The organism is Campylobacter sp. BCW_4321 (assembly GCF_001763075.1).
GTDB classification, from domain to species: Bacteria; Campylobacterota; Campylobacteria; order Campylobacterales; family Campylobacteraceae; genus Campylobacter_D; species Campylobacter_D jejuni.
The window spans coordinates 145,043-167,009 of sequence record NZ_MJYA01000064.1; the positions used below are offsets into that span (position 1 = coordinate 145,043).

Sequence of the window (21,967 nt, forward strand, 5' to 3'; positions counted from 1 at the left end):
TTTAAGTCCTTACTAATCTTACATTATTCGAAGCTATGCAAAAATAAGCAAAAGTTTCAGTGCCACTAAATCCACTTTGAGCTATTCTAAAATTAAAAGGGGCATTAAAAGCTACTACATTTTGACAATTATTTATGGTTATTGTTCCGCTTTTTCCTACTCCTCCAAAATTAGCTATTCCTATGCTTGTTCCTGCATTTGCTGTTAAAATAAAATGTTGAGCTTGTCTTAAATCTAGATTTATACTGCCAGTTGTGCCAAGATTTTTAATTCCACCACCATAATCTACATACCATTTTCTAGTTAAGTGATCATCATTTGTTGGATCGGCCCGAGAAGTTAATGCCTGATTAAAAGTATTTGTGCCATTAAATATATTATCTCCATTTAAAGTCTTATTTCCATTTAAAGTCTCATCACCTTTTAATCCTACTTTTTCTTTAAGGGCATCACTAAGCATTTTTTGACTAACCAAACTTTTATCTTTTTGTATTTGTTCTAATTCATTTTGTTTATGATTTAAATCTTCTTGCATCTTTGTGATTTCTTGCTCTAATTGCGTCTTTTTCTCATTGAGGTTATCTACATTTTGTGGTGGGTCTTTTGCTAATGCTTCTTCGATTTGCTTTTTAATATTTTCTAATTCTTCCTGTTTATTGCTTAAATTTTGTTCCAGATCCTTTATTTCATTTTTGCTTGTTTCTTCTTTTTCATCTTCTTTTTTCAAATCCCCTATAAGTGAAAGTATAAAGTTTATATTTTCTTTTTCTTCATTAAACCAAATAAAAGCATCAAGCCCTAGATCAGACTTTAAAATCCAAGCTGTATCGTTAGTCACTCTTGCATAGATTAAATACTCATTTCCTTTTTTCCAAATTTCGCCAAGTTTTGCCTCACTTGGTTCTTCTTCGCTTTCATAAGTAGGTGTATATTCGCTTGGGTTTTCAGGGCTAGTCCAAGAATTGCCACTTGTGGTTTTAATATAAACAAAATATTCATCCCCTTTTTTCCAAATATCGCCAAGCGTTGCATTTTGTGGAGCTTCTTCTTGATTAAATGCAGGTTCTAAATTCTCAGGCAAGGATGGGTTTATCCAAGCTTCATTCTTTAACACTTTTTCACAAAGATAAAATTCGCCTACTTGTAAATTAACATCATCCATAGGCTTAAACCAAATATCATTAATTTTTCTTTCTTTAGGTCTTTCTTTTTGTAAGAAAGTGATTTGTGGATTTTTAATAAATTTAAAGATTTTAGCCTCATCAGTTTTAAACCAAGTTTCATTCACATTGGGCATTGTAGGTTCTTCATCACTTACATAATCAAAAGGATAAACCACTTTTTTATAAAGTTCTTTTAGCATATTAAGTTTTTCATCGCTTAAGTTTTCATAGTTTTGTAAAGCTTCTTTTACTTTTTCATCAAAAGCATTTAAATTTTCTAAAATGTGCTCATCAATCCTATCTTTTGAAGCATAAAGCCACTCTCTTATGGCTGTAACATCCTTAGTAGCTTGACTTAGCGTAGCATAAAGCTCTGTGCTTCTTATTTTTGAGTTATCAAGCATTGTTTTCTCCTTTTAAAGTTAAATTAATTTCGTTTTGTGAAGAGAGTATGTTTGTAATATTTTCTAAAGCTTTTTGAGCAAGGTTTATATCTCTTCTTTGTTCTTCTAAACTCAAATTCACATCATCTAAATTTAGGGCTTCTTCTTTTCTTAGTTTAATAAAACCTCTTTCCATAATAAAGCGTTCTAAGCTTAAGCTATGAGCCAGAGATTGAGAAATGGCGATATAATCAGCTCCAACGCCATTGTCATTTAATCTTTCTATCATCTCATAGCCTTTGTTTTCAACTATGGTTAGGCATTCATCGGTAAATTCTTTTAATCTTTCTTTAGCTTTTTGCTCTAAAACATTTTGAAAATCTTTGCAAAAATTTTCTATTTTTAAGATATTTATATTTGTTTTACTGTCAATTTGCTCTAAAGCCAAATTAGTATAAGAGATCATATTAGAGTTTAGCTCTATCAAGGAAGCACTTAATATATTTATATCTTTAATAAAATCATTAATCTCTTTTGAAAAAGGAACAAGCGCATTAACAAAGTTATTAGCATCCTTGTCAAAATCAACAGGATTAGCCATATCAGGTGCTTTAGGTAAAGTATTAATGAAAGATATTTTATTCATTGAAATTTCCTTGCTTTTATTTTTAAAAATTTCTTGTTTTGGCTTTCATCTTCCAAGCTTACAATCTCATATTTTTCATCTCTAAAAACTAGAAAATAAGAAAAATCAAGCTCTAAAAATCTAAGCTCAAATTCATGCGTAGCGACTAAAGATAAGCCACTATTTAACTCTTTAACATCCGCACTTAGATTTTTACAACTTGCATAAACTTCTTTAAAAAGTAAATCTTGCGTAAAATCGCTTTCTAAAAACTCATTTTTGCTTTGTTCTTTTTTGTAAATTTTAACTCTATGCTTAAATCCATTTGCTTTCATTGCCATTGCCTTTTAAAAATAAGCTATTTTGTAGCGAGTGATTAAAGCACTTGAAATTTTAGGCATACTCACACCATCAAAAGCCATTAAAACATAATTTTTAAGCCACAATTTTATGTCTTGTGGCAATTCTTCAAAACCTAAATTTACAATCATATTCCCACAACCTATTGCATAAAGCACACCACCATTTGTTTTAAACTCGGCTTTAAAATTTGCATTTTTTAAAGCATTAAAAGGAGCTAAAATCACCCTTTCATTAAAAAATTCAACTTCATAATCATTTAAAGCTAAAATGCGATTGGTTCTTGTTTCAAATTCATTCATTCCAGCTTTTAAAAATTGTTTTAAATTTGCATCAAAAACATCGCTATCAATTCTTAAAAAGTCTCTTAATTCTTGAATATCTATGAGTTCTTTTTTGCTATCTTTTAATGCCTTTAATCTCATTTTTTACCTTTTTTATCTTCTTTTTCGTTTTGTTTTTGTGGCTTTTCTTGCATTTCTTGATCTTCTTGTGGCTTTTCTTGCATTTCTTGATCTTCTTGTGGCTTTTTATCTGTATTTGATTTTTCATCAGTATTTTGTTTTTGTTCTTCTTGTTCCACGATTTCCACAATGCCTTTTTCTAAGAGCCTTAAGGCTTCACTATCTTTAAGTAAAACCTCATCACCTTTTTTATAAAAAATATTACCGCTTAAACAACACTTGAAAACTACTTTTTTCATCTTCCATCCTTTAAGCAGGGCATACAATTTTACAAACTGCCGAATTATCCATAAGCTTTGCATCAAGTCTTAAACGCACTTTAATACCTATTAAATCATTTTGAGAGTAAAGCTCATTAAGTCTTGTAAAACTCATACTTGATCTATCCCAAATTTCATAAAAACTAAAATCTCCAAAAAATGCAGGGACTTTGCTTGCACCAAAACCATCAACACCAGAACAATAAACTACCTTTTTACCTAAAATTGTGTCATAGCCATTAGCACTTAAAGCAGGTAGCCACAATGGGCGATTATCATTATCTGTAAGTTTATAAATAGCTTTCATAAACTCATCTCCTACAAGCCAAGTGGCATTTTTACGATAAGCACTGTCTAAACTGAAAAAAGCATCTATGATATCATTGCTTGTAATACCTTGATTTGAAGCAAGTGTAAACGCTTTTTTAGCATTTTTAAGTCCTGTTGGTTTTTTATTTCCATCTCCATTAATAAAACTTAATTCTTCTGTTTTTGAAATCTTTTCAGCGGCTTTTCGCACTATAAAACTTTCAAGATTTGCAATGTTGTCACTCAAGAGTTCTTCGCTGATTTTAATAATACCGCCAAGCTTATGTGCACCTATACTTAAAGAACTAAATTTAGCACTAACTTCAGTAAAGCTTTCCTGTTCGCCAAGCCAAGAAAATTCCCCCATCTCATCAAAAACAGGTATAATTTGATTGCTAGAGCTTTTTTGCACTGTAGCAATCTTTCTAATAACACTAAGATCATTTAATTTTTCTCTTATTTTACTTTGCAAAGTTGTAGGGACTAAAATCCCACCTTGCTCTGCTGTGCTTTCATTTAAAACATTTCTTTTTAAAATATTGTCAATACTTCCATTTCTTAAATAATTCACAAAAGAACGCATATGATTTTCTTCATTTAAATCTTCATCCTCTCCTTTAGGATTTTGTCCTAAAACAGGGCTTACAACCTCATTTAAATATTTTTCTCTTTCTAGCTCTGCTTCAGCTCTTGAGAGTTCTTTTCTTTTACTTTCAAAATCTTGCATTAAAGCTTCGTATTTTGTGTTTTCTTCAGCACTAAAGCTTCTTTGCTCGTTTTTAGCCTTATTTGATAAAGCCACCATTTGTTCGTGTAAATTTCCTATTTCTTGTCTTAATTTTTGCATTGTTTTTTCTCCTTGTTTAAATTGATATTTCTAAAAGTTTAAGTTCTCGCTCTCTAGCTTCACTTAAGGCTTTGATTTTCTTTTTTTCTTCATCTTCTTCAAAGCGTTTTTTAGCGTTTTTATCCGCACCTTTCCAAACAGCGCTGAGTTCAAAAATTTCAAACTCTGTAACTAGAACCCTTTTAGGCGAACTTTTTTTATCTACAACTTGCTTTAAAACTCTATAACCAATTGACACATCGCTTAAAATTCCATCTTGATATTTTTTAAAGATATCTAAGCTTTTTTCGTCTTTGGCAAAGATACAATCACAAACTAACTCATTATTTTCAATTCTTATATTTTCAATTCTTGCGATAGCATTATCTACGCTTGGTTTATGATCTTTAAAAAGAGTTTTAAGATTTTCAAATCTCGCACCTTTTACATCAAGCTCTTCTATATAGTCCCCAAGCTCCCAATCAAAACGCAAACAAGCATTAGAATTTGAAACCATGACAAAGCTTAAAGACATATTTTCTTCGCTAACGCTTCTAAGTCTTGCGGTATCTGCTCTTATGTTTTTAAAACTCATTTTAAAATCCTTTTTTGAAGTTTTATAAGGATTTTAGAAAATTTTTAAGGCGTTAAAGTGCGTGTTAGAAGATATTTTTTATTTTTTAAATCAAACCTTGAATATTTAGTTTATATTGCATATAATCTTGATCCTCTAAAGGTGCAGAATAATCTTTTAAAATTCCAAAAGTAGTTAATTTTTTAAAGCCCAATTCGCTTTCATCTCCTATAAATAAGGCTTTAGTATTATAAAGTCCTGCTATTAAATCATCATAATAATCAAAGTCTTTTTTTTCTACAGCAACTATAAATTCTAAGTATTTTGCTTTCTTACCAGTTACTACATTTGTTACTCCCCATTCATTTGTTGAAGTTTTTGAGTAATTTATATAAGTGCTATTTGCAGGATAGATTGTAACACCTGCAAATTCTTTTTTTCCTATTAAAATATGTCCTACATTACACCCTATTTTAGCAGGCTCAAAACTTATTAAAATTTCTGAGTTAATAGGATAAGGTAAAAACACAAAATCTTCTTTATTGACTTTAAATTTGCTAAAAAAATATTCCCACCAAGTGCGAGATTTTTTATAATACATTGATTTTTCATAAATGATTTTGCCATCTAATGTTTCTATCTTTATTTTTGAAACATCTAAATTTAAAAATGCTAAAGTATCAAATACCCCATCTACTTTCAATTTTACACTCCAAGCTTTATCACATTTTGTTTGAGTATTTAATTCATCATCAAAAAAAGCATTTTCATTGATGGGTGCAAATTTAACCCATTTATCAAAATACACATCAGGTTCTTCATGCGTATCTTCATCACTTGCGCTTACCCAAACAAAACCTTTAAATTGCACTTTTTCATTATTTTTATAACTTACTTCCTTATCCCATAAAGGCGTTTCATCTTTTTTAGCTAAATTTTGTAAAACTTCAAATTCTAAAGGTTTAATTATAGTCATCTTCTTTCCTTATTAAATATTTTCTGCAATTTCTCTAGTTTGTTTAGTTAAAATGCTTAAATCCATATTTGCTCTTTTTACACTTTTATCTACATTGTCAATTTTTGAAGCGATTAAGTCTAGTTTTTCTTCAAAAGAATTAAAACCTTTATTAATAGCTTTTTCAAAAGCGATGCCTATTTTTTCAAAAACTCCACTTGCATCGATTTTTAAACCTTTGCCATTTTTTAAAGGAATTACAGCCTCAGGATAACCATTCTCTCCAATTAAAGCATTTGTAGGGCGTGTAACTATCCCGCCATCTGCAAAAGCTTTCATTTTTTTGTAAGGATTTTTAATCTCATTATTTAAATCTTTATCTATATTTGCCTGATTATTTTGATATTGCAAAAGTGCATATTCTAAATTTTTAAGCGTTGTTTCTGTAAGAGAGGCGCCATCTTTTATAGATTTAATCGTTTCTTGTAAATATTTAGCCATAGGGCTTTCTTCGCCTAAATACTCGATCATTTTTGCAATTTCTGCTTCACTTTGCGCAATGAGAGTTTTTTTATACTCTTTTAACTCTTCTAAAGTCATATTAGAAGTGTCTTTTAAAGTTTGATCTAACTTTTCTTGTAATTTTTTATTTTCTTCTGTAATGGCTTCTATTTTATCTTGTATTGAATTTAAATCTGCCTCACCACCTAAATCTTTCATCTCATTTGCCATTTTAAGCATTTGTAGTTGATACTCTGCAAAGCTTGAAGCTTGATTTTTGATCTCGTTTGCTTTTTGCGTTGCAGCGTTTTGTAAGGCACTAAAGCTTGAACTTGTAAGATTGCCATTTTTAAAATCATTTTTAGCTTGTTTTAAAATTTTATCGTAGTTTAGCGCCACGCTCTCGCTTGTAGCTATGCTTTGATTGATTAAATTAGTGCTAAAAGAACCCAAAGAACTTAAAATACCAAGTTCGCTATTTAATTTACTTAAAAGTTTATTATTTTCATTTAACCTTACTTGTTCTGCTTCTTTGTTTTCATCTTTATTCTCATACGCATTAATAAGCTTTTCTACCTCAGCGAGTTTGTTTAAATGTTCGCTTGAAAAGATTAAACCACCTTGTTTGTCGCTTATTTGTTTAAATTGTGTAATGATATCTACAAGCTGTTTTCTAAGTTCAGTATTACCCGTGCTTAAAAATTCATTTAAACCCTCATAACCTAAACTTAAAAGCTTATCATTAGCACTAAAAATATCCTTTAGCATTTCTTTTTCGCTATCATTTAAATCATCTTTTAAACCGCTCATTAAGGTTGCGTAAGAATTCATTAGATGATTAACTTCAAAAATACTACTTGAAATACCATTAGCACTTAAAAAGCTTTGATTGATTTGCATAAGTTCTTGTGTTTTTTGTATGATAGAATTTAAAAGATTTTTAACTTGTTCTTGTGCTTGCGTATAAGCTTGTGTTAATTGTTGCCAAATTTCTAAATTCTCAGGGCTAAAATCTTGTCTTAAGCTCTCATTGAAAGCTTTATTAAGTGCTTCGGCGCTAAGTTGTCCTAAGTCTTTAAAGCTTTCTTCACTTAATCCAAAAAGACTAAATCCACCTGTGGCATTTCTCATCGCAGTTTTTAAAGCATACATAGTATCATCATAAGCTAGTTTTGCTTGTTTTGTTGGATCATTTTTATAAATTTGATTTAAAATGCTAGTTTGCATTTGCATAAAAGTACCAAATTGATTAGAAAGTTGCTGGGCATAGCTTATATTATTTGCTTTTGCCTTTTCTTGTATTGCTACAATTTGTGCATCGATTTCGCTTTTATCATCGATATTTAAAAAGCTTTTTAAAAGTGCAGTAGGCAAAGCCGTATCAAATAAAGAATTATTAGCGTATTTTCCAGCTACTAATTCAAACTTATCTAAATTGGCATTTAATTTTACAAGTGTTGCGTATTGGTTTTCTAAAACACGATTGATTTCTTTGATTTTTTTATCACTTAAATTATTATACTCTGTCCAGCTTTTTTTACTAAACCATCCTTTCTTTTGATAGTCTACATAACCTTGCAAATTAGAATTTGTAAAAAAATCACTAAAATTTATATTTTCCCAAAGTTGTAAGCCGCTTCCTGTTACTTTGGTTTTTCCAAAAATACCGCCAATGACTGATCCTAAAAGCCCACCTACTATAGTTCCAATGCCAGGCATTATAATACTACCTAATGCACCACCTATCGCACCACCTGTTCCTGCGTGAGTATCAGCCTTAAAAAGCCAATCTCCTAAGCTTCCTATGCCATAACCTAGAAGTCCGCCCATTGCTGCATTAGCTAAAGTGCCACCTATATAGCCCAAGCCCCCACCAAAACCAAGAGATAAAGCATTACTTGCACCACTTAATCCCATACCCGCCAAAGAAACACCGTTTGTAAAGCTTGCACCAAGTCCTAAAAAATTTGCCAAATAAGCTGAGCCATTAGCTAAAAGATTACTGCCAAAAGTGCCTATTGAATTGATATAACCTTGTAAATTATCAAATAAAGAATTAAAGCCATTGCCTATACTATCTATAATATTTGTGCTTGAATTTTCAATAGTAGTGCTAATATCAGAACTTGAACTTAAAAAATCACTAAAACCATCCGCATTTAAAGCATCACTAAAACTTATTTCACTTCCTGCATTTTGACTACTGCCAAACCAATTCATAACTTTATCATAAGTGGCGCCCGCTTTATCTATCCATTCGCCACTCATAATGCCATCTAATTTACTTGCACCCTCTATAATATTACTCACATTATTAAAAGCATTATTTCCTTTTTCTATGGTGCCTGTTTTATCCATGACTACCTCAACACCATTAACCACACCTTGATATTTGCCATCACTATTTAAATTTAAACCTTGATTTTTAGCAAATTCAACAACTGAGCTAAAAGCATTTGTTTGCGAGTGTGAATTCACATTACCAAAAGCAAAATTAGGCATTAAACCGCTCAATACTCCAGCTCCTGCCTTAGATAAAAAGCCACTAAGTGATGAAATATAAGGACTTAAAAAATCTTGTAAAATGGTTTTTCCTAAATCTTTAAACAAATCTTTTAAGGTTTTTATTTTCCCATTTATAACATCAAAAAAGCTACTTTCTATCGTTTTTTGCATATTTGCTATCATTTGATTATAGTTTTTTTCTACTTCGCTCATGGCTTTTTTACTGTCTTTGCCCATTTGAAAATAAGCGTCTTTATTGGCTTTTATCATCTTTTTAAAATCTTCTTCTTTGATGAGATTTTCACTTAATAATTTGCTGTATTTGTCTCTTAGCTCAATTTCTTTTAATGCCCAAGCTTCCTGCTTATTTTCTATACTTTCATAAAATTCAATCATTAAATTTTTAGTATCTTCAAAGTCTTTATTTGCACTTTCTAGATCAAGATTAATTTTAAGGCTTTCTTCTGCTTGTTTTAATTTGTTTTTATCAATGCCTAACTTTTTCCATGCTTTTAATTTTTCATTAATTTGGCTTAATTTTTTATCGTATTCACTCATGCCTATTTGTGAAATTTCTTTTAAGGCTTCATTTTGTTCTTTAAGCCTTTCTATGTATTGTTTTTTTGCCTCTTGTGCTTTTTTCTCTATCTTTATTCTTTTATTTGCTTCTTCGTAAGCATTTGCGTTTGCCAAAGCATCTGATATGATATTTATTTGCGAAACTAAAGCGTTATTATTTTCCCAACCATCCATACCAACAAGCTCTAATAATTTTTGATTAAGTTGTTCTATAGCTTTGCTTGTTTTTTCTATTTTTTCGTTTTCAAGCTCAGGAATTTTGAGTTTTGAAACCAAAGATAAAGCATCACTTGTTTCTTTGTTGAATTTTTCTATGCTTTGTAGTTTTACTTCGCTTTTTTCTGTATTTTTAATTTTTTCATTAATTAAAGCTAATTTCTCAAGTGCATTTGCTTCTGATGCGATATCTTTTAAACTCTTTTCTCTTTGTAAACCTATTTCTTTATACGTTTCTTCCATTTTTAACCTAAGATTTTTATAGCCTTCACCTATAAAATCGAAGGTATATTCACTTAAGACATTTCCCACTAAATTAACATTTTGTCCTACTTTTTGAATAGTTTCAATTTCTTTTTCTAAATCTTTTTTATATTTTTTTAGCTCATCAATATCCATAATTTCCACTTTTCTTTTAAAAGCGGAATTAAGTTTGTCGGTCTTTTCATATATTTTTTCTAATGAACTTTCTACACTTAAAAGTCTTTCTATTAAAATTAAAGGTATAGCTCGTTTTGCTAAGTTGGCTAAAGATTTAAAACCTTGCCCCAAAAGTAAAGTTTTTTTATTGATTGTACTTATACTTTGAGTATTAGAAAGCATTTGTACTCTTTGCCTATAAAGTACATTTGTGCTTTCTATGATTGAGTTTTTAAAATTTAAAAAACCCTTTGTTAAAATACCTGAAACTTTTGAATAAACCTTTAATCCTGCGTAAGCCAAACCTATATTTATAATTAAAGGAGTTATGCTTTGTATTGTTTTGATGAAATTTTGAATTTCTTTTTCATTTTGTGCTACAAAAGTATTAAATTCGGATAAATTTTTATTAATTGCTTCAAACAAAGGTTCGCTTAACTCTCTTTTAAATTTATCTACATTAGACTTTAAAAGTTTGATGTTATCTTCATAAGAGCCTAAAGCAAGTTCTGCAACTTTTACATTTTCGCTTGTTTTTTTCATAATAAGCTCATATAGACTACCATTTGCATTTGCTTCCTTAATCGCTTCATTTGTAAGTCCTATTTGTTTTAAAAATCTTCCCAAATCTGAACTAGAAAGCACAGCACCACTTCCTAAACCATCTATTGTCATTTTAAGTTGCTCTACGCCCAAACCTGATATTTTTAAAGTTTGCATTAAATTTTCAAAGCTTTTTATACTTTCATCAAAATTCATATTTTTAGAAACGCCCGAATAAAAACTTTGAAAAATATCAGCAAGATCGGAAACTGCATAGCCTGATTTTTGTGATAAAATACTAAATTGTTTTAAAGTTTTTTCGCTTTGTTTTAAAGATAATTGATATTTTTCTTGTATTTTTAAACTTTTACCCATAGAGTTTATATTTGATGAATTTACCGCGATTAAAGAAGCAATATTTTTCTTTGTTTTTTCATATTGTGCGTTTAATTCTATGAAAGAATTTGAAAAATTATAAACATCAAGTGCTAAAGTTTTATAACCCTGATAAGCTTGTGTTAAATGGGCGTTCATGTCAATTACGCTTTTTGAAAGTCCTAAAAAGCTCTTTTCTATATCTTTTATGTATTTATTTGTCGCTTGTGTAGCATTTCCTAATTGATTAAAACTTTTATTTAAACCTCCAATACTCGCCACACCGCTATTTGTATCTACACTAACGCCGATTTTAACATTTTTAGCCATTTATGTTCCTTTTAGTTTTTTTTGAGTAGAATTTAAGATAAAAAATGGAGTTTTTAAATTATGTTTTTTCCATATATAGAGCTTAATTTTTTTGCTTTTGTTTTTATTTGTTTTGTCTTTTTTCTGATGTGGAGCAAAAGCCAAAAAATATTTAAAAATGAAAAATTTCTTAATGATTATAAAAGTTGCGAAAAAGAGCTTATCGCCTTTAAAGAAGCTCATGAAAATTTCATAAAAACAAAGCAAGGTAAAAGTGTGCTTATGAGTGCTTTTGCTTTGGAATTTGCTATCAAAAATAATGCTTTTGGCGATGATTATACGAAAGAATTTAAGCAAATTTTGCAAAATTATCCAAACGAAAAAGAATTCAATATAGAAATAAATCATCATCTATCCTAAAAGACTTAAAAAGTCATCTTGTAATTTTTTAATATCGATTTTTTGATTTTCGTTAGTATTTTGCTTAGTATGTTTTAAATGAGAGCATAATAAAAAGTCTTCATTAGTCGATTTTACACCCATAAAAGAAGCTAACATATTAAGTAAAATACTCATTTGCATTTCGTTTCTATCACTTGCTAAAGGCTCGGTGCTTAAGAAATACATCCACTCGTTAAACTCACTTTGTGTTATACTTTGTTCTAACTCGCCTATGGTTTTTCCTAATGCAAGGGCAAGGCGATAAATTAATCGCCCTTGCTCTCTTGCTTTGGGACTTCATTTGTAAATTTTAAAATTTCGTCTGCGACTTTTGCGATAATGTTTAAACCCTCTTGATTGAGATTATCAAAGGTTTTTTCATCGATTTTTGGAGCTACTAAACACTTTAAGATGATTTCTTTTCTAAAATTTGAATTCTTCTTAATAAAATCGATGCTGATTTTATCATCTTTATTTTCTTGTATTTCTATGCCATTTTTTTCCATAATCTCTAATTGTTCGAGCATAGAAAGTTGGCGAATTGTGAATTTTTCATCAATACCTTCGATTAAAATTTCTTTTTCTCTTAAAGAATGTTGTTTTAAAAAGTCATTGAATTTCATTTTTTACCTCCTTTTCTTAAAGCATCACTAAATTTTCCATTTAAAAAAGTTTGCATTGTGGCTTCACTCGCTATGCCTGAGCTTTGATCTATGGTGTATTTTTTGCGAATATCTTCATTTGCAGGATAAAGAAGTGTTAAGGCGTTTGGATAAAAATATAATGTTTTTCCTTTTAATTCCTCATAAGTCTGCCCTTGTTCTGGTTCGGTTTTGCTTTCATGGATAATATTTTCATCATTTTCTTTTTCCCAAACTTTATCAGCTTCTTTTGTGGTTATAAATTCATTGTTTTCATTAAAAGTTTGTGTGCTAGGATTTGGTACAACACCTCGCACCTCATCAAAAACATAAACCATTCTTTCATCGTTTAATTCTGGTTTTTCAAGTGTGCTTTCTTTTGGGTAAAAATAAATAATTTTACCTTTTTTATCACTCATCACATCGCCCACATTTAAAGCTTTTGTAGTGTGTTCTATATTTTGACTTTCTTCAAATCTAAAAGGTGTGATGTCTTTAGCTTCGCCGATTTTTTCTGCTGTGATATTTGCACTGAATTTATTATTTGCTTCGCTTTGAAGTTCAAAGCCTGTTAATTTCATTTTGATTTTAAGCGTGGTTTTTCTCTCATCATTAATCTCTACGATGATAAAAACTTCTTCATTTTCTTCAAAAGCTTTTTCTAGATAATTTACCCCCTCATAGCTTTCTAAATTACCATCTTTAACAAACTTATAAAGTAAATTCATATTTACAGTAGCTGAAGTTTTTTTGCCTACTGCGTTGATTTCTTCATAATCTCTATCGTTGATTGGGCTTAGTTTTTGACTTTCTCTAGTTCCACCTTTAAGACCTGAAATACTTGTTAAAAATCCTGCTTGAATAGCTTCTTTTCCTAAACTTTCCATAGCACGAGATAAAACTAAAACTCTAAGCCCTTGCACATCAGGGGCATCTGTGATTATTTTGTCTTTTGACATTTTTTCTCCTTATATAAGTAATGTAAGGAGATTTTATAAAAAGTTTAAGGCGTTAAAATGCGTATTAAGAGATATTTTTCATAAAACTATATTTTTGTATTTTATTTTCTAATTTTTTGTTATAATTTTCAAAAAAAGGAATTTTAATGCTTAGTCTAAATATAGAATTATCAAGCGAAAAAGAACAAGCTTTTTTAAATATAGCCAAAGAAAGAAATACAAGCAAAGAAGAAATTATTCAAGCTTTAATTATGGAATTTTTAGAAGACTTAGAAGATGCAAAAATAGGAGAAGTTGCTTATAAAGAATATTTAGCAAGCGGTAAAAAAAGCATTAGTGCTGATGAGCTTTTTAAAGAGCTTGGTTTATGATACAAATTGATTTTAGCCAAAAAGCAGTAAAGCAAATTAAAAAACTAGATAAAGAAGTTCAAAAACAAATCAAAAAATGGAAAGAAGAAATACAAAGCCTAGAAAGTCCAAATCAAAAAGGCAAAGCATTAAAAGGAAATTTAAAAGGCTTGTGGCGTTATAGGATAAATGATTATCGCTTAATCTGTTTAAATAATGATGAAAAATTAACTATTCTTTGTCTTGAAGTAGGACATAGAAAAGAAATTTATAAACGATAAGTGATAAAAATCTCACTCGTAAAAAATCCACTCTCTTCATCTTTATCTTCTCCATGTATTAAAATTTCAATAGGTTTTTTATAAAATTTTAAAATAAAATTTTCAATTTTGCTTTTTAACTCTCTTAAATCTTTGTATTTTGGAGTATAAAGGCTCAAATTAATTTCTAATTCTTTGCTTAAGATTTTATCATCTATACTTAAATTTAATTCTTCGCTTGTGATTTCATAAATTAAAAATGCTTTTTCTAGCTTTGTTTTTTGCCTTGAAAGTGGGTAAATTTCTATATTTAATTCCTTGCTTAGTCCCATTAAAAAATCGCTTAAAAATTCCTTCATTTAAAATCCTAATTTATCTAACTCAGCATTTAGTTTTGTTGTAACCAAGCTTTGCATTTTTGGGTCTATTTTCTCTTTTGCTTTTTGCATGGTATAAGTGCCTTTTACAAAAGTGTTTTTTCCGCTTATATTTGGTTTTCCTTTTGCACTTTTTTTCACTCCGCCTTTATGAAAAAATCCATACTCTATAAAATGAGCATAATACGCACTCGCAAAATAATCCATTCTTTGTTTTCTCTCATTTTTCTTTGCTTGTGTCCATTTTTTAGCATTTTTTAACTTCTCAAATCTTTTTATACCTACTTTTTTCATCCTAAAAACAACTGAAGCGGCACGATAAACACCTTTTTCTAAAGTATAACTAGAAACTGCCTTAACACTTTGCTTTAAAAGTCCGCTTTGTTTAGGAATATTCTTTTTATAATCATTTGTGATTTCTTTTGCTACTTCTAAAGCTCCTTTTTTAGCCGCATTTGGCAAAGCTTTTTTACTTATGCTTTGCAAATCTTTCATTAATTCGTTCAAGCCTTTTACTTCTATCATTGATTGCCTTTTTGTGTGTCTTTTTCATCTATTTTGGCAAGATTAAGCGGTATTAAATGATCGTTTCCATTATCAATTGGGTTCATTTCTTCCAAGGCTCTTACTTCGTTTATACTCATCACGCCATTACTTAAAGCTTTTACATAGCTTTCCCACCTTGAAGAACTATCAGCTCTTAAAATAGCGTTGATATTGAATTTAAAATAAAATTCTTTTCTTTCATTTTGGTTTAATAAAAAGCGATTTAGGGCTTGTTCGATTTTAGTTGTTAGAGGTGTTATGGTTTGCACCATATAATTTGTCTCTTGTTGTTCGATATTTGAAAAAGTCGCACGACTTAAATCTCCAAGTTTGTGCGGTGGGATATTAAAAAGTCTTGCGATTTCTATCACTTGAAATTGTTTGCTTTCTAAAAACTGGCTATTTTTATTCGCACTTGTAGTTTGTGCATAACTTGCTCCACCCTCTAAAATAGAAATATTATAAGCTTTTTTTTGGCTATAATTTTCTTTAAAGGATTGTTTTAATCTCGAATATGCCTCTTCGCTTAATTCATTTGGTACAGATATAACGCCACTTGTAAAACTTCCATTTTTAAAAAAGCTAAGTCCGTGCTGTTCTATAGCTGTTGCAAGTTCTGTGGTATTTTTGCTTTTTCTAAGCGGTGCGATACCTTTTACTCCATCTTTAGTATGATAAGGCACATTTAAAACCTCATCATAATTTAAAACAATACTGCCATTTTTTGAGTAAGCTTGATAAAAATACTTTCCATTCATTTTAAAGATATTAATGTCTTTATTTTCTATGAGTTCTATAGAATTAATCACCCCGTTTCTTTTTTTAACAGGATATAAAAAACCATTGCCATAAATTAGCATTTGTACCATAAAAGCCTCAAAGAGTGTAAAAGGTGTCATTGTTTCATTTGGTGCGATTTTGATGAGTTCATATAAGGGGTGATTAGAGGCTAGTTTTGATCCATCAGTTGTTCTTTGATATAAATTTAATGGCAAAGATGCTATGGTCTCGCTAATATTTGAGATTGCGGCAATTACTGCTGAAAGCTCCTCAGCTTTTATTTTATCTTCTAATAAAATTTCTAAGCTATTAACAAATTCATTATTTCGTGCTTTTTTTGTAAATAATGATCTTATTTTATTGAACATGCAAAACCTTTATTTTTTACTTATTTTAAAAAAAGTTTGAGGCGTTAAAGTGCGTTTTATAAAAAAAATGATATAATTTCTCAGTGATCATAAGAATTGTAAAACTTTAAAAGTAGGTTTTAGACTTCTTCTGATAAGGAGAGTTGGCTCATTTACGAGTTACCCCGCCCTGTGCGGGGATATTATTTTCTTTGTTATTTTTTCTCTAATTGTTTCTAAATCTTCTTTTTTGATTTTTCCATTATAATAACTTATTATTCTTTTAGTATCAAAGGTTCTTACTTGTGATAATAGAGCTACTTGCTTTCTGTTTTTACTATCTGTGAAGTGATGATAAAGAAAACCTGTTTTATTTTCTATTTTGCTTGTTAATGGAACGCCAACAAAAAGATTAACATAATCCTCAATGTATATTTTGTTTAAAACTAAAACCGGTCTTTTGAAGTCATTATGTTTTCCATAAACTTCACTGCCTATATTTTGTCCTATGCTAACCCAATAAATCTTACCTATGCTTATTATTTTATTTTCTTTTATTTGTAGTTTTTTCTTTTCATTATTCCATTTATCAAATTTATCATTACAATTTATCAAAAAAACTCCTTGAAAAATATAATTTTACTCATTTTTACTTCTAAATTTATTAAGCTATAAAAACCTTATACCTCTTTTTTCATAAACATTGATTTTTGGTTTTTCTATGCTGTTTTTAGTGGCGATTGCAGTGACTAAAGCCGAAATTGCATCTATCCTTTCACTTGATTTTTTCTTATCAGGCTTTATGTTTTCTCTTGCATCTTGATCAATAACTAAATTTGAATTACACCATCTAAAAATAGGATTGTTATTGTGATTTAAAGTTTGTTTTAAAACTCTGATTTGGTATTCTTTTAAAGGTTCGCTAATACTTGCAAAACCTTGTCTAATCTGAACGCACTCTATATTTTCATCGCTTAACTTTTTGGCTACTTCTAAACTATTCCATGGATCATAACCTATCATTTTGATATTTAATTTTTTATTTAGAGCTAAGATATCGTTAATTAAATAGTCATAATCAACACTATTACCTGGCGTTAGAGTTAAAAAGCCAAGTTTTGCCCATTCTAAATAAGGCACTTTATCTCTTTTACTTCTCTCTCTTGCACTAAGTTCTGGTGCATAAAATTTAAAATCCACATGTAAGATTTTATCCACTTCGCAAATTAAAGCTAAAGCAGTTAAATCAGTAGTAGCAGATAGATCAAGTCCAACATAAACATCGCCTTTTAAATCAAGTTCTTTAAAACTGCATTTTAAAAAATCATCATCTTTTATAAAAGAAGTAGCATTTGAAGTCCATATATTTAAATGTTTTGTTTTAAAACTCACCTCATCATTTGCGTTTGCTAAAGCTTTTTGATAATATTCTCTTAATTTTTCAAGCTTTACGCCATAACCCAAAGCAGGATTAACTTTGATCCAAGTTTTTTCATCGTTCCAATCATCATCAGCATCAGGCTCATAAATCTTTGCATAAGTTGATGGGTCGTTTATAATGCCATTTTTAACTTGTTTGCAATAATCATATTGCTTTTTCATCTCTCCAAAATGATTATATCCTGCTGTTGAAATGACTATACATAAAGAATTTACACGACTTGCCGTTCCTTCTTCTAAAACCTTATATAATTCCCCATTTTTAGCAGCGTGAAGCTCATCGTAAATAAAAACATAAGGTCTTAAGCCGTCTTTTGTCTCGCTTGTAGCTGTTAGAACCTTTATAAAATCTTCAAATTTAGCGTTTTTTTTGCGTATTTCTCTATAGGTTTTATATTGATAGCACATTTTATTTAATTCTTCTTCTTGGCTTACCATAGATGAAGCAGCATTAAAAACTAATTTTGCTTGTTCGGTTTCATTTGCGGCACAATATATTTTTTTACCCTTTTCTTTATCAATAAATAAAAAATAAAGCAAAATAGCTCCGATTAACTCGGTTTTACCGTTTTTTCTTGGGATAAAAAGCAAAGCGTAAGAGTATCTTCTGGCGTTTTTTTCCTTAGAATAAGTGGCGATGATATCGATGATAAACTCGATTTGAAAATTTAAAAGCTGAAAGGGCTTACCGGCTAATTCGCCATCGGTGTGCTTTAAAAGAGAGATAAACAAAACCGCTTTTTTGGCTATTTTCTCATCAATATAAAAGGGCGAGTTTTCAAATTCTTTGTTTTTTTGTTTAATATAAGCTAAAGCGTAATTTAATATATCTTCTCTTGCTCTTAATTTATCCATAATTTAACTTTCATCTTCTAAAAGCACATCAAAAGCTGATTTTTCTTTTTTATCTTTTAAATTTAGCCTTGCACGATTTGGAGAGCCTATGCCTAAAACTTTTGCTAAGCCTATAACATTTTTAGTCAAAGAATTAAAAGCTATAAGTTCAGGCGTTACAATAGGCGTTCCTTTATCTGTGCTTGTTGTAAAACCTTTTTTCTCCATTTCCTTGCTTGTGCATTCTAAAAAAATGAGATTTTTAACATAAGTTTTAATAATATCATTTTCTAAAGGATCATAAATGCCTAAATTTTCTAAATCTTTGATAGTTTTTTGTGTGAGTTCTTGCTCTATGGTTTCTAAATTTAAAGGCTTAAAATCATCTTGCGTTTGTATTTGTTCTGTTTTATTTGCCTTTGGCTTTTCTTTTATCGAATTTTCATCAATATACAAAATAACTTCGTTTTGTTTAGAATTGTAATGATTTTCATCTTGTCTTTTTTTAGCAAGTCTTAAAATTTCATCTTTTGGATAGGGTTTAGCTTTTCCTTTTAATACTTTTATACCATTTTTCTTTAAATATCTACTCAAATAGATTTTAGAATTAATGTTTAAAATTTGCAAAACCTCATCAATGTTTAAAAATTCTTTTTGCATTAAACACCTTTTTTTATTTGTATTTTAATGATATTTTAAGGCGTTAAAATGCGTGTTAGTTAATTTAAAGCAAAATTTGGCTTTTTTAGAACGCTTTTGATAAAAATAAAAATTTCAAATAAAGATTTTACCTTGCTTTGCTTGTGTTTTGGTTGGTTAGTTAGTAGGTTAAGTATAACATTATGTAAAAAACTGGCTCGCATTTTTTCGTGTCTACCGCTTCGGTGTATAGGATTGGCTTTCATAGAGATTACATACCCTACCCCTTAAGCTCGTTTTTAGTCTTTTCATTATGGCAAGCCAAGCATAAACTTTGCAAATTTTCTTCACTTAATTTCTTGCCACCTTGCTTAATAGGTATAATGTGATCTACAATTTTTGCAAACTTTCCACACCTTATACAAAATGGATTTTTATTTATAAAAGCATTTCTTAATTTTCTCCAAGCTACACTATTATAAAAATCTGAACTTTGCTTATCCCTTTTAAAACAATCATATCTTTTGTTTGCTATTTTCTTAAAAGTTTTATCACATTCTTCACAAGTTCTTAAATGAGTTTGTATTTTCTTACCACACTTGCAAAGTTTATAAATTGTCATTTTTGTAAAATCCTATTTCAGTTTTTTTAGAAAGTTCAACTTTAAATTCATATTTAAAATCATCATAAGGCTTAATCACATAACAATCATATCCTATCTCTAGCAATTTTATAAACCAATCAGGAAGCAAAACAAAAAAATTATTTCCTACTTGTTTGATTTTAAAACCACTTTTAAGCTCATTTACATTTCTATAAAAATTATCATACAAACCTAAATTACTTGCAAAAAGCTTAACGGGAACTGCATTAACAATAATATCTTTTTTATTAAACATAAGAAGTCTTTAAGTAATTAACAAACGAAGCTTTAAGGAATGATATTTTTATTTAAAAATTATAATATATAAAAAATAATAAAACTATTAATCAAAGATTAAATTAGCAATTATGGAATACTTATTGCTCTTTACTAAGAAAGCAAAAAAACAAAAACCATTTTTTATATTTTTATACAAACACTATTATATTAAAAAGCACTGGCAAAGATTATCGTATTGTTTTTAATCGGATTTTAATAAAAGCACATATCATTTTTAATCGGATTTTAAGAAATATGTTTATAGGCATTTTAATCGGATTTTAATATTAAAAAATCATATTAGAAAACTGGGTTATTTAATGGGTTACTATAAAATATAAAATATCTATTTTATAGGTATTTAAATACTTTTTTTAATATTCTGCTAAATCCACCATTCTATTATAAGTTATAGACTCTCTCTTTAAAATAATAATTTTTAGTCCTTTAAATATTTCGGTCTTGTGTAAAAAAATATGTGATGTGATTTTTTGAAAGATAAAGTGGTGGTTAGAGGCAGAATCGAACTGCCGACACGCAGATTTTCAGTCTGCTGCTCTACCGACTGAGCTATCCAACCACTTAGTTTGATAAAGTAAAAATGTAATTGTATCTTTTTTTCTTTAATTTAAGTTTAAATACAAAAATAAAATTTTATTTCCCTTAAAGTTTTAATAAGATAGAATACCCGCTTTAGATCATTATCAAATGGAAATTTTTTGAAACAATTTGGATTAGATAGACGAACTTTTAAAATTTTACTAGCTGGTTATATTATTATTGCATTGTTTGGGGCTTTATTGCTACATTCAAGCTGGGCACATACAACTCCTATTGATTTTTTAGATGCCTTTTTTACAAGCACATCTGCTGTTAGTATGACAGGATTAGCAGTTAAGAACACTGCGGTTGATTTTACCTTAGCAGGACAAATTATTATCTTGGCTTTGGTGCAAATTGGAGGCTTGGGATATATGGGTATAGGTTTGTTTGTTTATATACTCATACGCAAAAAAGTGGGATTTAGTGCAAGAAATTTACTAAAAGAGTCTTTATTTTATCCATCAATGGATGGTTTATTTAAATTTTTTAAAAAGGTTTTACTGTTCATTTTTACTATAGAATTGATAGGTGCTATACTTCTTACCATGCGTTTTGCCCTTGAAATGAATTTTAAGAAAGCTTTATGGTTTGGAATTTTTCATTCTATTAGCGCTTTTAATAATTCTGGGTTTACCATATTTGAACATGGACTTATAGCTTACAAACATGATATAGCAATTAATCTTATTATCACTTCTTTGATTATTATTGGAGGGCTTGGATATTTTGTTTTGGTTGAATTATACTTTTTTCAAAGAAAAAAATTGCAAAATTTAAGCCTACATACAAAAATGGTTGTTGTTGCAAGTATTTTTCTTATTTTCTCTTCAACGCTTATTATTTTTGCTTTTGAATACTCAAATCCTCAAACTATAGGACATTTTTCATTTTTTGATAAAATTTTAAGCTCATATTTTATCGCTATTAATTACCGCACAGCAGGATTTAACACCTTAGATATGGGACATTTGCATGATGCGAGCTTATTTTTTGGATCATTGTTTATGGTTATTGGTGGTGCACCAGGAGGAACAGCTGGGGGTATGAAAGTAACAACTGTAATGGTTTTATTACTCTATGCTTATTGGAGTATCCGAGATGGAAGAGTTAGAATTTTTGGACATGAAATTCCAAGAGAAACTATATCTAAAGCTTTTATTATAGCTGTAGGTTCAGCTGTTTATATAGTAATAGCTGTTATTTTGCTTTCCTTGCTAGAGTCAAATTTTGATTTTATAGCCTTGCTTTTTGAAACTTCTTCAGCTTTTGCAACCGTAGGAATTTCAGTAGGAAATGGTGGAACTTTATCTTTATGTGCTTTGTTTAGTGATCCTAGCAAGGTGATTATCATCATTATGATGCTAAGTGGCAGGATAGGTGTTTTTGCTTTTTTACTCTCGGTATTCAAACAAGACAAAGCTATTCATTTAAAATTCCCTGAAGGAAAGGTTAATTTATAAA

At 29.3% G+C, this 21,967-nt stretch carries 24 protein-coding genes and 1 tRNA gene; 4 read left to right on the forward strand and 21 right to left on the reverse strand.

What is annotated here, in order from left to right; genetic code table 11:
* Window position 1: 1 nt before the first annotated feature.
* The 9 genes from AJN58_RS08835 to AJN58_RS08875 form a co-directional block, all read right to left on the reverse strand.
* A complete protein-coding gene (locus tag AJN58_RS08835; protein ID WP_070210013.1) occupies window positions 2–1,567 on the reverse strand; it encodes a coiled-coil domain-containing protein in 1,566 nt (521 codons plus the stop codon).
* Window positions 1,560–2,192, reverse strand: coding sequence for a hypothetical protein (locus AJN58_RS08840; protein ID WP_052775429.1), 633 nt, complete (start codon window positions 2,190–2,192; stop codon window positions 1,560–1,562). Before AJN58_RS08840 ends, AJN58_RS08835 begins: the two co-directional genes overlap by 8 nt.
* On the reverse strand, window positions 2,189–2,506 hold the full coding sequence (locus tag AJN58_RS08845) for a head-tail adaptor protein (protein WP_002788295.1): 318 nt from the start codon (window positions 2,504–2,506) through the stop codon (window positions 2,189–2,191). Before AJN58_RS08845 ends, AJN58_RS08840 begins: the two co-directional genes overlap by 4 nt.
* A 12-nt stretch (window positions 2,507–2,518) precedes the next feature.
* Complete coding sequence (locus AJN58_RS08850; protein ID WP_002788293.1) at window positions 2,519–2,956, reverse strand: phage gp6-like head-tail connector protein; 438 nt, start codon at window positions 2,954–2,956, stop codon at window positions 2,519–2,521.
* A complete protein-coding gene (locus AJN58_RS08855; protein ID WP_070284321.1) occupies window positions 2,953–3,234 on the reverse strand; it encodes a hypothetical protein in 282 nt (93 codons plus the stop codon). Before AJN58_RS08855 ends, AJN58_RS08850 begins: the two co-directional genes overlap by 4 nt.
* Window positions 3,235–3,244: 10 nt before the next feature.
* Complete coding sequence (locus AJN58_RS08860; RefSeq protein WP_002788288.1) at window positions 3,245–4,411, reverse strand: phage major capsid protein; 1,167 nt, start codon at window positions 4,409–4,411, stop codon at window positions 3,245–3,247.
* A gap of 16 nt (window positions 4,412–4,427) precedes the next feature.
* A complete protein-coding gene (locus AJN58_RS08865) occupies window positions 4,428–4,985 on the reverse strand; it encodes an HK97 family phage prohead protease (protein ID WP_002788287.1) in 558 nt (185 codons plus the stop codon).
* An 85-nt stretch (window positions 4,986–5,070) separates the two neighbouring features.
* On the reverse strand, window positions 5,071–5,940 hold the full coding sequence (locus tag AJN58_RS08870) for a hypothetical protein (protein ID WP_002788286.1): 870 nt from the start codon (window positions 5,938–5,940) through the stop codon (window positions 5,071–5,073).
* A 12-nt stretch (window positions 5,941–5,952) separates the two neighbouring features.
* Window positions 5,953–11,388 carry a hypothetical protein gene (locus AJN58_RS08875; RefSeq protein ID WP_070292198.1) on the reverse strand — a complete coding sequence of 1,812 codons (5,436 nt, stop codon included), beginning with the start codon at window positions 11,386–11,388 and terminating at the stop codon, window positions 5,953–5,955.
* A 60-nt stretch (window positions 11,389–11,448) separates the two neighbouring features.
* Between AJN58_RS08875 and AJN58_RS08880 the strand changes: the two genes are divergently transcribed.
* On the forward strand, window positions 11,449–11,787 hold the full coding sequence (locus AJN58_RS08880) for a hypothetical protein (RefSeq protein WP_002788283.1): 339 nt from the start codon (window positions 11,449–11,451) through the stop codon (window positions 11,785–11,787).
* Here AJN58_RS08880 and AJN58_RS08885 read toward each other — a convergent pair.
* The 3 genes from AJN58_RS08885 to AJN58_RS08895 all read right to left on the reverse strand — a co-directional run bounded on the left by AJN58_RS08885 (window position 11,779) and on the right by AJN58_RS08895 (window position 13,408).
* On the reverse strand, window positions 11,779–11,994 hold the full coding sequence (locus tag AJN58_RS08885) for a hypothetical protein (protein ID WP_002788282.1): 216 nt from the start codon (window positions 11,992–11,994) through the stop codon (window positions 11,779–11,781). The two genes, AJN58_RS08880 and AJN58_RS08885, sit on opposite strands and share 9 nt — an antisense overlap.
* A gap of 80 nt (window positions 11,995–12,074) precedes the next feature.
* A complete protein-coding gene (locus AJN58_RS08890) occupies window positions 12,075–12,431 on the reverse strand; it encodes a hypothetical protein (protein WP_002788281.1) in 357 nt (118 codons plus the stop codon).
* The gene (locus tag AJN58_RS08895; protein WP_038851013.1) at window positions 12,428–13,408 is read right to left on the reverse strand and encodes a hypothetical protein; all 981 of its coding nucleotides are present in this window, start codon (window positions 13,406–13,408) and stop codon (window positions 12,428–12,430) included. The genes AJN58_RS08890 and AJN58_RS08895 overlap by 4 nt, the downstream gene beginning before the upstream one ends.
* Window positions 13,409–13,554: 146 nt before the next feature.
* Here AJN58_RS08895 and AJN58_RS08900 point away from each other — a divergent pair, with 146 nt between their 5' ends.
* Entirely contained in the window at window positions 13,555–13,779 is a 225-nt protein-coding gene (locus tag AJN58_RS08900; protein ID WP_002869970.1) for a DUF6290 family protein, read from the forward strand.
* Complete coding sequence (locus tag AJN58_RS08905) at window positions 13,776–14,039, forward strand: type II toxin-antitoxin system RelE family toxin (protein ID WP_002869971.1); 264 nt, start codon at window positions 13,776–13,778, stop codon at window positions 14,037–14,039. The genes AJN58_RS08900 and AJN58_RS08905 overlap by 4 nt, the downstream gene beginning before the upstream one ends.
* Here the strand turns inward: AJN58_RS08905 and AJN58_RS08910 are convergent.
* The 9 genes from AJN58_RS08910 to AJN58_RS08955 all read right to left on the reverse strand — a co-directional run bounded on the left by AJN58_RS08910 (window position 14,027) and on the right by AJN58_RS08955 (window position 20,483).
* Window positions 14,027–14,377: a hypothetical protein gene (locus AJN58_RS08910; RefSeq protein WP_044261881.1), complete on the reverse strand. Its 351-nt coding sequence runs from the start codon at window positions 14,375–14,377 to the stop codon at window positions 14,027–14,029. The genes AJN58_RS08905 and AJN58_RS08910 overlap by 13 nt on opposite strands.
* Entirely contained in the window at window positions 14,378–14,920 is a 543-nt protein-coding gene (locus AJN58_RS08915; RefSeq protein WP_002800770.1) for an HK97 gp10 family phage protein, read from the reverse strand. It abuts the gene before it with no gap.
* On the reverse strand, window positions 14,917–16,089 hold the full coding sequence (locus tag AJN58_RS08920; protein WP_002788272.1) for a phage portal protein: 1,173 nt from the start codon (window positions 16,087–16,089) through the stop codon (window positions 14,917–14,919). The genes AJN58_RS08915 and AJN58_RS08920 overlap by 4 nt, the downstream gene beginning before the upstream one ends.
* Before the next feature lie 159 nt (window positions 16,090–16,248).
* The gene (locus AJN58_RS08925; RefSeq protein WP_002788265.1) at window positions 16,249–16,683 is read right to left on the reverse strand and encodes a type II toxin-antitoxin system PemK/MazF family toxin; all 435 of its coding nucleotides are present in this window, start codon (window positions 16,681–16,683) and stop codon (window positions 16,249–16,251) included.
* A 54-nt stretch (window positions 16,684–16,737) separates the two neighbouring features.
* The gene (locus AJN58_RS08930; RefSeq protein ID WP_070292200.1) at window positions 16,738–18,363 is read right to left on the reverse strand and encodes a terminase large subunit; all 1,626 of its coding nucleotides are present in this window, start codon (window positions 18,361–18,363) and stop codon (window positions 16,738–16,740) included.
* A gap of 3 nt (window positions 18,364–18,366) precedes the next feature.
* Window positions 18,367–19,002 carry a P27 family phage terminase small subunit gene (locus AJN58_RS08935; RefSeq protein WP_038850812.1) on the reverse strand — a complete coding sequence of 212 codons (636 nt, stop codon included), beginning with the start codon at window positions 19,000–19,002 and terminating at the stop codon, window positions 18,367–18,369.
* 259 nt (window positions 19,003–19,261) lie between these two features.
* Window positions 19,262–19,603, reverse strand: coding sequence for an HNH endonuclease (locus tag AJN58_RS08945; RefSeq protein WP_002788260.1), 342 nt, complete (start codon window positions 19,601–19,603; stop codon window positions 19,262–19,264).
* Complete coding sequence (locus AJN58_RS08950; RefSeq protein ID WP_002788257.1) at window positions 19,590–19,880, reverse strand: hypothetical protein; 291 nt, start codon at window positions 19,878–19,880, stop codon at window positions 19,590–19,592. The genes AJN58_RS08945 and AJN58_RS08950 overlap by 14 nt, the downstream gene beginning before the upstream one ends.
* Before the next feature lie 527 nt (window positions 19,881–20,407).
* A tRNA-Phe gene (locus AJN58_RS08955) sits at window positions 20,408–20,483 on the reverse strand.
* A 139-nt stretch (window positions 20,484–20,622) separates the two neighbouring features.
* Here AJN58_RS08955 and AJN58_RS08960 point away from each other — a divergent pair.
* Window positions 20,623–21,966: a TrkH family potassium uptake protein gene (locus AJN58_RS08960; RefSeq protein ID WP_044778992.1), complete on the forward strand. Its 1,344-nt coding sequence runs from the start codon at window positions 20,623–20,625 to the stop codon at window positions 21,964–21,966.
* The last annotated feature ends 1 nt before the right edge of the window (window position 21,967 follow it).